Here is a 14,106-nt window from a genome sequence, read left to right as displayed (position 1 = left end):
CGCGGGCGAAACGCTGCCCGGCTGCGGCCCTAGAAGGTGATCAACACCTTCACGACATCCTCGAGTTTCTTGTCCGATATCTCGAAGGCCCGCTCCATCTCCCCGAACTCGAACGAATGCGTCGTCATGTGGGTCGGGTCGAGGCGCTTTGCCTGGAGGATTCGCAGCAGCCGCTCCATGCACAACCGGCCGCCTGGGCACAGGCCCGTCGTGATCGTCTTTTCGGCCATGCCGACTCCCCATTCGACGCGGGGAATGCGCACGAATTCGCCTTCACCGTAGTAGCCGGTGTTGGACACCGTCCCGCCGGGCTTGGTGATTTTGACGGCGGTCTGGAAGGTCGCGTCCGTGCCGAGGGCCTCGATGGCGGTGTCCACGCCCTGGCCCTGCGTCAGTTCGAGGATCCGCTCGACGACGTCCTCCTTGCTGAAATCCACGATCTCGTCCGCGCCATAGGTTTGCGCGAGCTTCTTCCGGCGGGGGACCGATTCGACCCCGATGACGAGACCGGCGCCGCAGAGCCGTGCTCCCGCGGTCGCCATCAGCCCCACCGGCCCCTGTGCGAGAACGGCCACGGTCCCGCCCAGCGGGATGCGGCCGTTCTGCGCGCCCATGAATCCGGTCGAGAGCATGTCGGCGCAGTAAGCCGCCATCTCGTCGGTGACGCCCTCAGGAATCTTCGCCATGTTGGCGTCGGCCTCGTTGACATGGAAATACTCGGCGAAGACTCCATCCTTGGAATTCGCGAACTTGAACCCGCCGAGCGGCCCGCCGGACTGTGACGGATGCCCATTCTGAGAGGCGAGATCGCCCCAGTCAGGGGTGATGGCACCGACCAGAACACGATCGCCGGGGCGGAAGTTCCGCACCTCGTCTCCGACCTCGTGCACCACGCCGACCGCCTCGTGGCCGAGCGTCAGGTTCTCCCGGGGCCCGATGCCGCCCTTGACCGTGTGGGAATCCGACGTGCAGATCAGGGCACTGGTCGTCCGTACGATGGCGTCCAACGGGCCTGGCCGCGGCACGGGCTTGTCCATGAAGCCGACGCGTCCGATCTCCTTCATCACGAACGCCTTCATCGTCCCTTCGGTACGTTCTGCCATGATCACTCCCCCGAACGCCGCCTGCGTCGCCCCCCAACACCCCGGCGACACGGCTGATGTCTGGCCTTCCCCTGGCACGGGTGCGGAAGCGAGGCTCCAGCAAGGACCATCCCTTATGCGGACAAAGGATCCATGGCAGAGGGGCCGAGCAACGATCGCCGTCAAGCCGCAATCGGCCGGACATGTCCGGTCAGCGGGCCAGTTCCCCTCCGCGAGGCCAGCCCACCGCGCTCAGCCCTGCTCCGCCCAGTCGCCCAGCGACCAGTCCCGCACCTCCGGCATGTCCTGCAAGTGCTCGACCACGTAACCGCTCGTGGCGGAGGAGCTGCTGCTCGCGCCATGCCTTCAGCTCGCTCGCCCCGGTCGGGGTCCGCCGTGCGGCATTCCGCGCGTCGATCACCAGGTGGTACCGAGATGCCCGGTTGCGCACCACCATGTCGAACGGGGTCGTGGTCGTGCCCTCGTCGACGAACCCGCGCACATGGAATCTGTCCGGGCCCGGCCGGCCGTGCACCGGCTGGTGGATCGCGCCCGGGTAGCCGTGAAAGGCGAACAGCACGTCGACGTGGTCGGTGAACAGCTCCCGGAACCATGGTGACCACGTCCCCGGCGCACGCAAGCACGATGTCGGGATCCGACCGCCCATCCTCGGTCCCTGCCCACGACCACACCCCGGCACCCCGGGCACAGTGGGCCACTGCCTCGTCCATGGGCAGCCACTGCAGCTGTGGCTGCTTGTCGATGACGACGAGGTTCACGCGCGACCGCGACCGCATGCAGTGGTCGGCCACCGACAGCAGCGTGTTCGCGTCCGGCGGCAGGTAGACCTGGCTGATCGTGCCGCGGTGGATGATCACGTTCTGGATCAGTCCGGGCCCCTGGTGGCTGAAACCGTCGTGGTCCCGGCACCAGGCGGTCGAGGTCAGCAGGATGTTCAGGCTCGGCACCGGCACCCGCCACGCCAGATCGTGCGCCTCCTGCAGCCACTTCGCATGCTGCACGGTCTGCGAGCCCGACACCATGGCGAACGCCTCGTAGGTGGCGAACCAGCCGTGCCGGTCCAGGTCGACGGTGAGCAGGCCCCCGTTGGCGTGCGGGTTGCCACTCATCCGCAGCTCTCCCTCGGGGTTGATCGACAGCGCCGGCGACTCGGGCGCGCCGTGGTCGTCGAAGAGATCCTCGGGCTGGTAGGAACGCATCCAGTTCTCAAGGATCCGCAGGTGCTCCTCGTTGCCCTTTATCCCGGCCAGCGGCACCTGGTGAGAGCGCCATGTGCCCGACACCTGACCTCCATCCACCACGTCCGGTCCGGTCCAGCCCTTCGGCGTCCGCAGCACGATCATCGGCCAGCGGGGCCGGGTGCCGTCCCAGTCGCCGCTGCGGGCCTCCGCCTGGATCGCCTTGATCGACGTCCACGCCCGCGTCAGCGCGTCGGCGAACCGGTGGTGCATGCCGGGCAGGTCGTCACCCTCGACCTCGATGACGTCATACCCGTGCCCGGCCCGCAAGGGACCGGACCTCGTCCCGGTCCCTTGCGGGCCGGCAGGGTCGGCCCGGCGAGCTTCGCGTCGTTCAGGTGGAGAACCGGCAGAACCGCGCCGTCGCGGACAGGGTTCAGGAAGGAGATCCCGTTCCACGACCCCTCCAGCGGACCTGTCTCCGCCTCCCCGTCGCCGACCATCGCCAGTGCGATGAGATTCGGGTTGTCCATCACCGCTCCGAAGGCGTGCAGCAGCACGTAGCCGAGCTCGCCGCCCTCGTGGATCGAGCCCGGGTCGGCACCGACGCGTGGCTGGGTATCCCACCGAGTGCGGAGAACTGACGGAACAGCCGCAGCAGCCCCTCCTCGTTCATGGTGATGTGCGGGTAGATCTCGGTGTAGGTGCCCGCCAGGTAGCCGGCCCCGACCAGCGTCGGGCCGCCGTGCCCGGGACCGGCCAGGTAGATCATCTGCTGCCCGGTGTGCTGGATCAGCCGGGACGCGTGCGCGTACACCAGCGCCAGGCCAGGGCTGGTGCCCCACCGTCCCAGGAGCCGCAGCTTGATGTGCTCGCCGGCCTGCGCCGTCGTACAGCCTTCGCCTGTCAGGTGTGTGCCTGGTGACCTGGGGAATCAGGCTAGTTGGCTGCTTCTCGCCGCCGTACATGCGGCGCCCGGTGCCGCAGTCTGCCGACGCCGCCTGGTTGGCCTTTTCCGCACAGGGAGATGGACAATGCGTGTCTACGCGGTCCCGGCCCCGAGAACCGTTGCCCCCGATGCCCAGCTCGCCGACGTGGTGTTCGCCGACGACCGGGTGAACGGTGACATGGTCCTGTTCCAGCGCCGGTCGGCCGGCGGTTGGCGTCGGGTGACGGCCAGGCAGTTCGCGGCCGACGTCCGCAGCCTGGCGGCCGGCTTCCTCTCCGCCGGCATCCGGCCCGGCGATCGGGTCGCGCTGCTGGCCGCCACCAGCTACAAGTGGACGCTGGTGGACTATGCCCTGTGGACGGTGTACCGGCGGCTGCGGGCCGCGCTCGGCGGCCGGGTCGGCTACGCCATCTCCGGCGGAGCGCCGCTGGGCGCACGCCTGGGTCACTTCCTCCGGGGAATTGGCATCACCGTGTTGGAAGGCTACGGGATGACCGAGACCAGCGCCGCCGCGACCGTGAACCTGCCATACGCACTGAAGATCGGCACGGTGGGGCCGCCCCTCCCCGGCGTCGAGATCCGGATCGCCGACGACTGCGAGATCCTGATCAAGGGCCCGATCCTGTTCCAGGGCTACTGGCGCAACGAGCAGGCGACCAGGGAGAGCCAGACCGCCGACGGCTGGCTGCGCACCGGCGACCTCGGCGCCGTGGACGAGGACGGGTTCCTGACGATCTCGGGCCACATGAAGGAGATCATCGTCACCGCCGGCGGCAAGAATCTCGCCCCGGAGGCGCTCGAGGACCGCCTGCGCACCCACCCGCTCATCAGCCAGGCGGTAGTCGTCGGCGACCGGCGGCCGTACACCGCCGCGCTGATCACCCTGGACGCCGCGGCGCTGTCGTCATGGAAGCGGGCCGTCGGCAGGCCCGAGCAGGCCGGCCCGGCCGAGCTTCGCGACGATCCGGATCTGCTGGCCAGGCTGCAGACGGCCGTGGACGAGGCCAACACGGCGGTGAGCCGGGCCGAGTCGATCCGCAGGTTCCGGATCCTTCCGGTCGACCTGACCGAGCAGAACGGATATCTGACCCCGACCCTGAAGGTCAAGCGTGCCTTGGTCCACAAGGACTTCGCGGCCGACATCGAGGAGCTGTACCGCTGAGCACCAGACGCCAAGACCGGCAGACCCGCCGCGTCGCGGGCGAGCGATCGACACTGGACCGGCTGGTGGCGGCCACGCCGACGTCCCGCGACCGGGTGGTCGACGCCGCCCGCGCGCTGTGCATCCTGGTCGTCACCCTCTGGCACTGGACATTGTCGGTCACCCACCGCACCGCCGACGGCAGCCTGACCATGCCCAACCCGATCCATGCCGTGCCCGGTGGCTGGCTGGCCACCTGGGTGCTGCAGATCATGCCGGTGTTCTTTCTGGTCGGTGGGTACGCCAACCTGGTCGGCTGGCAGCGGGCTCAGGCGGGCGGGACGACCGCCGGCCAGTTCGTCCGAGGCCGGCTGCGCCGGCTGCTCTGGCCGACTGCCGTCTGGGCCCTGGTCTGGCTCGCCGGCGAGCTGATCGCGGCCGCCCTACCCGGCCCGCACCGATGGATGTGGGAGTGGTTCCCCGGCTATCTGACGCCGCTGTGGTTCCTGGTCGTGTACGGCCTGGTGATCGCCGCAGTGCCGATCACCGCGAGCCTGAACGCCCGCTACGGAGCCAGGGTCCTGGTAGCGCTCGTGCTGCTGATCGCCCTCGGCAGCGTGGCGCACCGCGGCGCCGGCCTGGCCTGGGCCGGCTGGGTGACCGCCGCCCTGGTGTGGCTGTTCTGCCACCAGCTCGGCTACGCCTGGCGCAGCTGGGAGCTGGGGCGGCGCCCGCTGGCGCAGCGGCTGGCGGTTGCCGGGGCCGGACTGGCCGGGCTGGTCGGGCTGACGGCAGGAGCGGGCTACCCCGTCTCGATGGTGGCCACCACCGGCGCCGAATCCAACATCTTCCCGACCAACGCCGCCATCGCCGCTCTGGCCGTCTTTCAACTCGGGCTGCTGGCCCTGGTCACGCCGGCCGCCGAGCGCCTGCTGCGCCGACCGTCCGCCTGGAAGCCGGTGGTGGCTCTCAACGTGGTCGCGTTGACCGTCTTTCTCTGGCACATGACCGCGTACCTGGTGGTGCTGTGGGCCTATGAAGGGCTGGGTGGCACCCTGCTTGCGGAGCCAACCGTCGGCTGGTGGGCCCAGCGCTGGCTGTGGCTCCTGGCCCCATCGGCCGTCCTGGCCGTGCCGGCCGTCCTGTTCGCCCGAGTCGAGCTGGCCGCCCGCCAACCTCGGAGAGGGGCAGGTCGCTGAGCTCGGCACCCGACAAAAGAACACGAACCGCAGCTGACAGTGGGGATGACTCAGCGACGGCGGGAGACGGTGCCCTGCGAAGCCGAGGACGACCCGGTCTCCGAGTCGGCCTGTGCCGACGTTGGGCGGGCTTGCGGGCGATCGGCGCGGTGCCCTCGCGATCGGATTGGAAGAGGTTGACGAAGAAACGCCGGGTGCGCTTCAGCGACATCGCTTCCCCCCACGCGACCACCACCCCGGCCTGCCCGAAGTTGCCCGGTAACGAGAAGACCCGGCGCCGACCATCGAGCCGGCGACCATGGCCGTCAGCATCGTCAACGGGAGCCGGCTGGTGGTCGCCATGGCCCGCTCGACGCGGTCGTACCCCTCGGGTGCTAGCTTGGCCGATCATGTCTGACTATCTGCGGGAGCTGTTCTCCCTGGACGGCCGGCGCGCTCTGGTGACCGGCGGCAGCTCCGGCATCGGGTACGCCATCGCCGAGGCGATCGGCCGGGCCGGAGCCGAGGTCATGCTGGTGGCCCGCAGGGAGGGCGAGCTCGACAAGGCCGCCGCCCGCCTGCGCGAGCACGGCGTCACCGCCTCGTGGATCAGCGCCGACCTCGCCGACCGCGACGACGTCCGGCGCGTGTGCGCCACGGCGGGCGATGCCGACATCCTCGTCAACGACGCCGGCAACAACATCCGCAAGCCCATGGCCGACCTCACCGTCGAGGACTACGAGCGCACCATCGCCGTCAACCTCACCGCCCCCTACCTCCTCGGCCAGCACTTCGGCCCGAGGATGGCCGCCCGTGGCTGGGGCCGCATCATCAACCTCGGCTCCCAGCAGTCCATCAGCGCCTTCGGCGACAGCGGCGCGTACGGCACGGCCAAGGCCGCCATCGCCGGCCTGACCCGCTCCCAGGCCGAGGCGTGGTCGGGTCGCGGGGTGTGCGTCAACACGATCATCCCCGGCTTCGTGCTGACCCCGCTGACCGAGCCTGCCCAGGCCATCCCGGGCCGCGTCGAAACGCTCGCCGCCCGCCACATGGTCGGCCGCAACGGCGTGCCCGGGGACTTCGCGGGCGCGGCCGTCTTCCTGGCCGGGGACGCCTCCGCGTTCGTCACCGGGCAGATGCTCTTCGTGGACGGCGGCTTCTCCGTCCACTAGCCCCATCCGGCGCCGAGGACTCACGCCAGGGGGAACGGCGGTCGCGGCAACGGTCCCTTGCGGCCGGCCGCTCGCGGGAGCCGTCCTCCCCCACTGCCGCCCCTCCGAAACCGCCCGACCCTCGCGCAGGCGAGCCCGCCGTGGGCAGCGGCCCCTTGCGGGCAGGGCCAACCGCTCAGGGCGACAGCCGCGACAGCAACGGCTGCCGCGGTGGCGGTGGCGGAGTCCGGCGGACTTCGGAAAGCCGGCTGGGGGCGAGGGCTTGGTGGTCCGCCGTGGGTCTTACTTGCGGCGGATCCGGCGCAGCCCCACCCCTTCGCGCCAGGAGTCCATGACGATCTCGTCGCCCTCCACCCGCGTCCACACCACCTCCGTCAGCTCGATCCGGAACAGGTGCGACTCCTCGCTCGGCAGCCCGAACGACGCCAGCACCTCCCGATCGGTGATCTCCACGGCCCGCCCGGCCAGCTTCACGTCGCCCTCCCACGACGACGGATCGTCCCCCTCCGGGGCGCTGGAGGTGACGTGGATCGCCATCCGCGGGTCACGGCGCAGGTCGGACGCCTTGACCGCCCCCGGCATCGACCCCGTCCACAGCTCGCCGTCCCGGAAGCTGGTCTCGATGCCGCTGACCCGGGGCGAGCCGTCCTTGCGCAGCGTGGCCAGCACCTTGTGCCGGTACGCCTCCAGCAGCCGCCGCGCCGGCCCGGCCAGCTCCGCCGCCTGCTGCTCGAACTCCTGCCATGAAGCCATGGCCGCCATCATGCCCGCCGCCACCGACAGAACGGGCGACGCCGAGCGCGTGCCCAGGATCCCGTGGTCAGGCGCGGCGGCGGGCGCGGTAGGCGCTGGCCTTGGCGCGGTTCTGGCAGGACAGGCCGCAGAACCGGCGCGAGGCGTTCCTGGTGACGTCGAAGAAGACCAGCTCGCACCCGCCCGCCTCGCAGGTCCGCAGCCGCCGGCCCTGGCCGACGCCGATCACCATGGCCAGGGCCGTGCCGGCGTCGGCGGCCCAGGCGTCGACCAGGTCCGCACCGGGGCCGTGGAAGGCCAGGACGGGCGGGTCGCCGTGCAGGTTGGGCACGGCCGCGTGGCGCACCAGGGCCGCGTTGAGGGCGGCGACGTCGCCGCTGAAGGCCGGGTGGAGCTCGGCGGCCACGTCCGCGAGCCGGTCGGCGTCCGCGCCGGTCAGCGCGCGGCTGGCCGGCCGGCCCTGCCGGTCGAACGCCGCCTCCAGCGCGGCCCGGCGGTCGGCGGGCGGGTCCACGGGGCGGCCGCGGGCCTGGGTGACGGCCAGCTCGTTCACCAGCAGGACGGCCAGCTCCGCCCACCTCCCGACATAACTGTCTATTTGCGATTGACCAGTGATGCGCCAAGCCTCTATCGTCACTGGCATAGCTTACCTAGACAGTGAGGGATTGCGATGAGCGCATCGTCCAGACTTGCCCGCCGCATGTGGCACCAGCTTGAGCCGATCCACGCGGTGCTCTACTTCTCGCCCCAGGCGTTCGAGGAGGCGGGCGCGCTCGGTTACGACGTGGAGTCGCGCTGGCCGAGTTATTTCGCCTACCGCACGGCCCCGCTCGGGCGGGCCGGCAGCCGGCTGGCCACCGCCGCGTACTACAGCTTCAGCCCGCGGATGATCGCCGAGCACGTGCCCGCTGTGTGGGAGGTCGCATCCCCCGAGCGGGTGCTCGAGACCCGGATGACCGCCGTCGACCGCACATACCGCGCTCTGCTGGGCGACAGGGTGACGGCGGACGCGGCGGTGGAGGCGGCGGAGCTGGCCCGGCGGGTCGCCGAGAGCGTGAGCGTGGCCGGGCGGCCGTTGGCCGCGGCCAACCTGGACCAGTCCTGGGCCGACGAGCCGCACCTGGTGCTGTGGCAGGCAGCCACCGTGCTGCGCGAGCACCGCGGCGACGGCCACCTGGCGGCGCTGCAGGCCGCGGAGCTGGACGGTTGCGAGTCGCTGGTGTCGTTCGCCGCGATCGGCGCCGCCCCCGCCGCGAACTTCGCCGGGCGCGGCTGGAGCGAGCAGGAGTGGGACGCGGCCCGGGAACGGCTGGCCGCCCGCGGGCTGGCCGGCCCCGACGGGCAGGCCACCGAGCGGGGGCGGGCGCTGCGCGACCAGGTCGAGCGGATGACCGACCAGCTGGCCGCGGAGCCGTGGCGGCTGCTCGGGGAGGAGCGCGCCGAGCGGCTGGCCCGGCTGGCTTCGCCGTTCCTCGGCGCGGTCTTCGAGGCCGGGCTGCTGCCGATGACCAGCACCCTTGGCATCGCCACCGTCAAAGCCCCCGACTAATCGAAACCGGGAGCGGGCTGCCAGAGGCTGATCTCCGTGCCCTGGTCGTCGGTGCAGGTGCAGCCGCGCCCCGACTTGCTGTCGTACAGCTCGCCGGTGTCGCCGCCCAGCTCCCGCACCCGCTTGACGGCCGCGTCGATGTCGGTGACGTGGTAGTAGATGTTCGGCTGCGAGGAGGGCCCGCGCGCGACGAAGCCCATCGGCACGGCCGTGTTCGTGACGTGCAGGTACGTCTCGTGCTCGCGCCTGAACTCCCAGCCGAACAGCGCCCCGTAGAAGGCGGCCGCCCGATCCAGGTCCGCCACGGACAGCGTGTAGTAACCCAGCTCGACACTCATGTACGAACCTCCGCAATAATTGCCGTTAGCGTTAAGGGTTAACAGCCTAACGGAAGCAGGCAATAATTAACACCAACGTTAACGAAATCGATGCGACGCTGGCCGCGCTCGCCGATCCCACCCGGCGCAAGGTCATCGACCTGCTGCGCGAAGGCCCGCGACCGGCCGGCGAGCTCGCGCAGGCCGTCCAGATGAGCGCCCCCGCCCTCAGCAGGCATCTGCGCGTGCTGCGGGCGGGTGGTCTCGTCCAGGCGGAGGCCGGCGGCGCCGACGCCCGCCTGCGCCTCTACACGCTGCGCCAGGAGCCGTTCACGGCGCTGCAGGCCTGGCTGGACCAGGTGCAGGCGTTCTGGGCCGAGCAGCTCGGCTCGTTCAAGGACCACGTGGAGCGCAGCCGGTGAACTCCGTCCAGGCCAGCGTCACCGTGCCCGTCGACCCGGCGACCGCGTTCCGGATCTTCACCGACGAGATCGACAGCTGGTACGTGCGCGGCCGCCACAGCTGGGTCGACCCGGCCCGCGCGGTCGCCATCCGCTTCGAGGACGGCTTCCTGCGCGAGCTGTGGTCCGACGGCGGCCACGTCGACACCGGCAGGATCCTCGCCTGGGAGCCGCCGCGCCGCCTCGTCTGGGCCGACCTGCTCAACGAGGGCGGCCGGATGGAGATCGAGGTGGCCTTCAGCCCGGTCGAGGGCGGCACCGAGGTGCTGCTGGAGCACCGCGGCCTGGACACGCTGCCCTCGGACGTGGCCGGACGCATCCGGCGCGGCTACTCCTGGAACATCGCGCTGCGCTGGTTCGCCGGCACGTGGGCGGGCTAGCGGCGGCCGTACTTCTTGTGCACGGCCTGCTTGCTCACCCCGATCGCGTCGGCGATCTGCGCCCAGGCCAGCCCCGCCACCCTGGCCCGGCGCACCTGGACCGCCTCCAGACGCTCGATCTCGCGGCGCAGGGCGGTCGTGGCGTGCAGTGCCAGCAGCGGGTCGTCGTCCTGCGCCTGCCGAAGGAGGGTCGCCAGGTCGTTCGTCATGTCCTAAAGGTAGTCCAGGAGCAGCCGGTTGATCTCCTCGGGACGTTCGAGGGCGGGCAGGTGCCCGGCCCAGTCCAGCTCGACCAGCCGCGCCCGGGGCAGCTCGCCGGCCAGGTGGCGGGCGCTCTCCTGGAAGTACGGCAGGTCGTGCGCGCCGGCCACGACCAGCGCCGGCACGTCGATCTCCGCCGGCGCGAACTCCTTCTCGACCTGCGACGGCTCCGGATCGGCGGCCAGCTGCACCTCGAACGCGTGCCGCTGCATCTCCACCACGCGCCCGAACGTCTCCCGCGACGCCTCGGGCCCGAGCAGGGTGCGCGCGTTCAGCTCCGCCGCCCCCTCGACGTCGCCCGCCTCCAGCAGGCGTCCCTCCTCGTCCCAGTACGCCCGCAGGTCCGGCGTGGGCGCCAGGTTGGAGACGGGGTTCAGCAGCACCAGCCGGCCGGCGAGCCCGGCCGCCGCCAGCTCCAGCGCGACCCGGCCCCCGCCCGACGAGCCGACCAGCGCCGCCCGGCTCACCTCCAGCGCGGCCAGCAGCCGCGCCACGTCGTCGCTGTCGCTGTACGGACCGTCCGACCGGTAGGGGCTGCGCCCGTACCCCCGGAAGTCCACCGTGATCACCCGGAAGCGCTCGGACAGGGCCTCCACCTGCGCGTCCCACATGCCCGAGTCGACCGACGTCGAATGCAGCAGCACGACGGGCTCGCCCGTGCCCCGCTCGGAATGCCAGATCGTCATCGTGACTCCACCGCCAGCCGCACGCCCAGCCCGATCAGCACCACGCCGGAGATCTGCTCCAGCCGCCGGCGCACCGCGGGCCGCCCCAGCACCGCCTTGGCCTTGGCCACCGTCCAGATGAGCAGCCCGTACCAGGCCAGGTCGACCAGCACCCACACGACGGCCAGCGTCGCGAGCGTGACCGGCACGTTCTGCCCCGGCGCGACGAACTGCGGCAGGAACGACATCGCGAACACCGCCGCCTTCGGGTTGGCCAGGCACGTCCCGAGGCCCGCCAGGTACGGCCCCCGCAGGCCCGGCACCACCGCCCCCTCGACCTCGGTCGCCCCGTTGGTCGAGGGCGCGCTCCTGCGGGCCTGCCACAGCGCCTGGGCGCCCATCACGACCAGCACCACGGCGCCGACCACGCGCATCACGTCATAGGCCAGCTGCGAGGCCACCAGCAGCGCCGACAGGCCGAAGGCGGCCGCAAGCCCCCACAGCAGGATGCCGGTCTCGTTGCCCAGCGTGGCGGCCATGCCGGAGCCGCGGCCCGCGCGCAGCGTCTGGCGCAGGATGATGGCCGTGCTGACCCCTGGCGCCATGGCCACCAGAACGCACGCGCCTACGAAAGCGAGAAGATACATGCGCGGCATGTTCCCAGAAATCGCACCGGGAAGTCGCCTGATTATCGGCCTACTCGTACAGTTTGCGCAGCTCTGCGACCGCCTCGCCCATCAGCGCCCGCAGCTCCGGCGGCCCCAGCACCTCCACGTCGGCCCCCATCCGCAGCAGCAGCCAGCGCGCGTGCGTGATCGACTCGATCGGCACCGTCAGCGTCAGCCAGCCCTCCGGATCGGGCTCGCCGGCCGCGGCCAGCGCGGCGCCGACCACGTCGGAGCCCATCGTGTACGCCAGCAGCTCGCCCCGGCCGGGGGCGAGCCTGATGACGGCCTCGGCGGTGTACATCCGCTCGCGGAACTCCTTGGCGTAGCCCTGCCAGAACTCGCCCAGGTCGAACCCCTCGGGCCGGGGGAAGCGGCCGGGCAGCGTCTCCACGGTCAGGATCCGCGCCACCCGGTAGGTGCGGGCGCTGCCGCCCGGCGGCGCGGCCACCATGTACCAGGACCCGCCCTTGAGCACCAGCCCGTACGGATGGATCACCCGGTCGACCTCCTGCTGCCCCCAGCGCCGGTAGGTCATGTGCAGCGGCCGCCGGTCCCACACCGCCTCGGCGACCTCGCTCAGATGCGGCACGTCGTCGGCCGAGCGATACCAGCTCGGCACGTCGAGCAGGAACCGCTCGCGCATCCGCGAGGCCTGCGAGCGCGGCTCGGGCGGCAGCGCGGCCAGCAACTTCAGCTCCGCGGTGGCGGCCACCTCGGCCAACCCCAGCTCGGCCGCCGGGCCGGGCAGCCCCGCCAGGAACAGCGAGGAGGCCTCCTCGGCGGTCAGCCCGTTGAGCCTGGTGCGGTAGCCGTCGAGCAGCTGGTAGCCGCCCGCGGGCCCCCGGTCGGCGTAGACCGGCACGCCGGCCGCCGACAGCGCCTCCACGTCGCGGTAGACCGTGCGGACCGACACCTCCAGCTCCTCGGCCAGCTCCGGCGCGGTCATGCGGCCGCGCGACTGCAGGAGCAGGAGCAGCGAGAGCAGGCGGCTGGCACGCATGGCCCCATTGTAGGAAAGCGGCCCGCGGGAAAGCTGCCGTTCAGCGGGCGGCGTACTCCTCCCTGGAGGACATCACCTGGGGCATGCGCCCCTCCACCCACTCCAGGAGCGGGATGAGCCGCTCGGCGGCCTCCCGGCCCAGCTCGGTGAGGCTGTACTCGACCTTGGGCGGGATCGAGGACTCGGCCACGCGCAGCACCATGCCGTCACGTTCGAGCGCGTGGAGGGTCTGGGACAACATCTTCTCGCTCACCCCGTCGACCCGGCGGCGCAGCGCGTTGAAACGGTAGGGCCCCTCGTACAGGGCCACCAGCGCCAGGATCGCCCAGCGACCGGTGATCGTCTCCAGCACCGAGCGCGAGGTGCACCGGCGTGAGAAGACATCGGCCACCAGCTCTTCGAACTCCTCCATGGAAACCAGCGTACGCGTTCGTGGGTACTTTCTGATAGAAAGTACTAACCAAAGCGCTGGTACTGAATGGGAGAAATCATGATTGTGGTGACCGGAGCCACCGGACAGCTGGGCCGGCTGGTGATCGAGGAGCTCAAGAAGCGCGTCCCCGCCGAGCAGGTCGTCGCCGCCGCGCGTACCCCGGAGAAGGGCGCCGACCTCGGCGTCGAGGTGCGCCAGGCCGACTACGACCGGCCCGAGACGGTCAGGAGCGCGCTGCGGGGCGTCACCAGGGTGCTGCTCATCTCCGGCCTGGACCCCAACCGCCTGCAGCAGCACTCGACCGTCGTGGACGCCGCCAAGGAGGCCGGGGCCACGCTCGTCTACACCAGCGCGCCCGGCGCCGACACCACCGAGGCCCTCCTGGCCGCCGACCACCGGGCGACCGAGGAGTACATCAAGGCGTCCGGGGTGACGTACACGATCCTGCGCAACAACTGGTACAACGAGGTCTACGCGCCGGCGATCACGGCCGCCCCGCAGCTCGGCGCCGTGCACGGCGCCGCCGGCGACGGCCGGGTGGCCTCCGCCTCCCGCGCCGACTACGCCGCCGCCGCGGCCGCCGTGCTGACCGGCGAGGGCCACGACGGCAAGGTGTACGAGCTGTCCGGCGACACGACCTGGACCCGGGCCGACCTGGCCGCCGAGATCGCCGCGGCCACCGGCAAGGAGGTCGTCTACCAGGACCTGCCGAAGGACGAGTACGCGGGCGTGCTGGCCGGTGCCGGCCTGCCGGTGCCGTTCGCGGAGATGATGGCGGACGTGGACGTCAACATCGCCCGCGGCTGGCTCTCGCACACCCCCGGCACGCTGCGCGACCTCATCGGCCGCCCCACCCAGCCGATCGGCGAGTACGTCCGTTCCCTCCTGGCCTGACCCC

At 71.4% G+C, this 14,106-nt stretch carries 19 protein-coding genes and 1 pseudogene; 7 read left to right on the top strand and 13 right to left on the bottom strand.

Translation table 11 applies throughout. From position 1 onward, the window contains the following. Window positions 1-29: 29 nt before the first annotated feature. From ACIHFD_RS22095 to ACIHFD_RS22075, 5 genes and pseudogenes are all read right to left on the bottom strand, one after another. A complete protein-coding gene (locus ACIHFD_RS22095; RefSeq protein WP_397368472.1) occupies window positions 30-1,103 on the bottom strand; it encodes an NAD(P)-dependent alcohol dehydrogenase in 1,074 nt (357 codons plus the stop codon). 190 nt (window positions 1,104-1,293) lie between these two features. After that, entirely contained in the window at window positions 1,294-1,749 is a 456-nt protein-coding gene (locus ACIHFD_RS22090) for a hypothetical protein (RefSeq protein ID WP_397368506.1), read from the bottom strand. 4 nt (window positions 1,750-1,753) lie between these two features. After that, a pseudogene (locus tag ACIHFD_RS22085) lies at window positions 1,754-2,554 on the bottom strand (phosphoketolase); the annotation flags it as partial. After that, window positions 2,527-2,841 carry a hypothetical protein gene (locus tag ACIHFD_RS22080; RefSeq protein WP_397368471.1) on the bottom strand — a complete coding sequence of 105 codons (315 nt, stop codon included), beginning with the start codon at window positions 2,839-2,841 and terminating at the stop codon, window positions 2,527-2,529. The gene ACIHFD_RS22080 and the pseudogene ACIHFD_RS22085, both read right to left, overlap by 28 nt. Further along, the gene (locus ACIHFD_RS22075; RefSeq protein ID WP_397368505.1) at window positions 2,814-3,149 is read right to left on the bottom strand and encodes a hypothetical protein; all 336 of its coding nucleotides are present in this window, start codon (window positions 3,147-3,149) and stop codon (window positions 2,814-2,816) included. The genes ACIHFD_RS22080 and ACIHFD_RS22075 overlap by 28 nt, the downstream gene beginning before the upstream one ends. Before the next feature lie 166 nt (window positions 3,150-3,315). Here ACIHFD_RS22075 and ACIHFD_RS22070 point away from each other — a divergent pair, with 166 nt between their 5' ends. From ACIHFD_RS22070 to ACIHFD_RS22060, 3 genes are all read left to right on the top strand, one after another. Further along, on the top strand, window positions 3,316-4,392 hold the full coding sequence (locus ACIHFD_RS22070; RefSeq protein ID WP_397368470.1) for an AMP-binding protein: 1,077 nt from the start codon (window positions 3,316-3,318) through the stop codon (window positions 4,390-4,392). A gap of 65 nt (window positions 4,393-4,457) precedes the next feature. Beyond that, window positions 4,458-5,570 (top strand): acyltransferase, encoded by a 1,113-nt coding sequence (locus ACIHFD_RS22065; protein ID WP_397368469.1) that lies wholly within the window; start codon window positions 4,458-4,460, stop codon window positions 5,568-5,570. 389 nt (window positions 5,571-5,959) lie between these two features. Next, window positions 5,960-6,721, top strand: a complete 762-nt coding sequence (locus ACIHFD_RS22060; RefSeq protein ID WP_397368468.1) for an SDR family NAD(P)-dependent oxidoreductase — start codon at window positions 5,960-5,962, stop codon at window positions 6,719-6,721. 282 nt (window positions 6,722-7,003) lie between these two features. Here ACIHFD_RS22060 and ACIHFD_RS22055 read toward each other — a convergent pair whose 3' ends face one another. Together ACIHFD_RS22055 and ACIHFD_RS22050 are read right to left on the bottom strand one after the other, a co-directional pair. Beyond that, window positions 7,004-7,474, bottom strand: coding sequence for a pyridoxamine 5'-phosphate oxidase family protein (locus tag ACIHFD_RS22055; protein ID WP_397368467.1), 471 nt, complete (start codon window positions 7,472-7,474; stop codon window positions 7,004-7,006). Between the two features lie 67 nt (window positions 7,475-7,541). After that, window positions 7,542-8,111 carry a CGNR zinc finger domain-containing protein gene (locus tag ACIHFD_RS22050; protein WP_350734313.1) on the bottom strand — a complete coding sequence of 190 codons (570 nt, stop codon included), beginning with the start codon at window positions 8,109-8,111 and terminating at the stop codon, window positions 7,542-7,544. Between the two features lie 63 nt (window positions 8,112-8,174). On the opposite strand from ACIHFD_RS22050, the gene ACIHFD_RS22045 reads away from it, so the two are divergent. Continuing rightward, window positions 8,175-9,023 (top strand): hypothetical protein, encoded by an 849-nt coding sequence (locus ACIHFD_RS22045; RefSeq protein WP_397368466.1) that lies wholly within the window; start codon window positions 8,175-8,177, stop codon window positions 9,021-9,023. Here ACIHFD_RS22045 and ACIHFD_RS22040 read toward each other — a convergent pair. Further along, window positions 9,020-9,361 (bottom strand): VOC family protein, encoded by a 342-nt coding sequence (locus tag ACIHFD_RS22040; protein WP_363968619.1) that lies wholly within the window; start codon window positions 9,359-9,361, stop codon window positions 9,020-9,022. The genes ACIHFD_RS22045 and ACIHFD_RS22040 overlap by 4 nt on opposite strands. 62 nt (window positions 9,362-9,423) lie before the next feature. On the opposite strand from ACIHFD_RS22040, the gene ACIHFD_RS22035 reads away from it, so the two are divergent. Together ACIHFD_RS22035 and ACIHFD_RS22030 are read left to right on the top strand one after the other, a co-directional pair. Then, window positions 9,424-9,762 (top strand): ArsR/SmtB family transcription factor, encoded by a 339-nt coding sequence (locus ACIHFD_RS22035; RefSeq protein ID WP_397368504.1) that lies wholly within the window; start codon window positions 9,424-9,426, stop codon window positions 9,760-9,762. Continuing rightward, entirely contained in the window at window positions 9,759-10,181 is a 423-nt protein-coding gene (locus tag ACIHFD_RS22030; protein ID WP_350734307.1) for an SRPBCC domain-containing protein, read from the top strand. Before ACIHFD_RS22035 ends, ACIHFD_RS22030 begins: the two co-directional genes overlap by 4 nt. On the opposite strand, the gene ACIHFD_RS22025 is transcribed toward ACIHFD_RS22030, so the two are convergent. From ACIHFD_RS22025 to ACIHFD_RS22005, 5 genes are read right to left on the bottom strand one after another with little or no spacing between them, the layout of a single operon-like run. Next, the gene (locus ACIHFD_RS22025) at window positions 10,178-10,390 is read right to left on the bottom strand and encodes a hypothetical protein (protein WP_185074419.1); all 213 of its coding nucleotides are present in this window, start codon (window positions 10,388-10,390) and stop codon (window positions 10,178-10,180) included. The genes ACIHFD_RS22030 and ACIHFD_RS22025 overlap by 4 nt on opposite strands. A 3-nt stretch (window positions 10,391-10,393) precedes the next feature. Beyond that, window positions 10,394-11,128 carry an alpha/beta fold hydrolase gene (locus ACIHFD_RS22020; RefSeq protein WP_397368465.1) on the bottom strand — a complete coding sequence of 245 codons (735 nt, stop codon included), beginning with the start codon at window positions 11,126-11,128 and terminating at the stop codon, window positions 10,394-10,396. After that, entirely contained in the window at window positions 11,125-11,754 is a 630-nt protein-coding gene (locus tag ACIHFD_RS22015; protein ID WP_397368464.1) for a LysE family translocator, read from the bottom strand. Before ACIHFD_RS22015 ends, ACIHFD_RS22020 begins: the two co-directional genes overlap by 4 nt. 49 nt (window positions 11,755-11,803) lie before the next feature. After that, window positions 11,804-12,775 (bottom strand): helix-turn-helix transcriptional regulator, encoded by a 972-nt coding sequence (locus ACIHFD_RS22010; protein WP_397368463.1) that lies wholly within the window; start codon window positions 12,773-12,775, stop codon window positions 11,804-11,806. 40 nt (window positions 12,776-12,815) lie between these two features. After that, complete coding sequence (locus ACIHFD_RS22005) at window positions 12,816-13,187, bottom strand: helix-turn-helix domain-containing protein (protein ID WP_364241313.1); 372 nt, start codon at window positions 13,185-13,187, stop codon at window positions 12,816-12,818. A gap of 78 nt (window positions 13,188-13,265) precedes the next feature. On the opposite strand from ACIHFD_RS22005, the gene ACIHFD_RS22000 reads away from it, so the two are divergent. Beyond that, window positions 13,266-14,102, top strand: coding sequence for an SDR family oxidoreductase (locus ACIHFD_RS22000; protein ID WP_397368462.1), 837 nt, complete (start codon window positions 13,266-13,268; stop codon window positions 14,100-14,102). Window positions 14,103-14,106 lie beyond the last annotated feature (4 nt).

It is taken from the genome of Nonomuraea sp. NPDC051941 (assembly GCF_044593615.1).
This window is presented reverse-complemented; position numbering and strand designations above follow the sequence as displayed.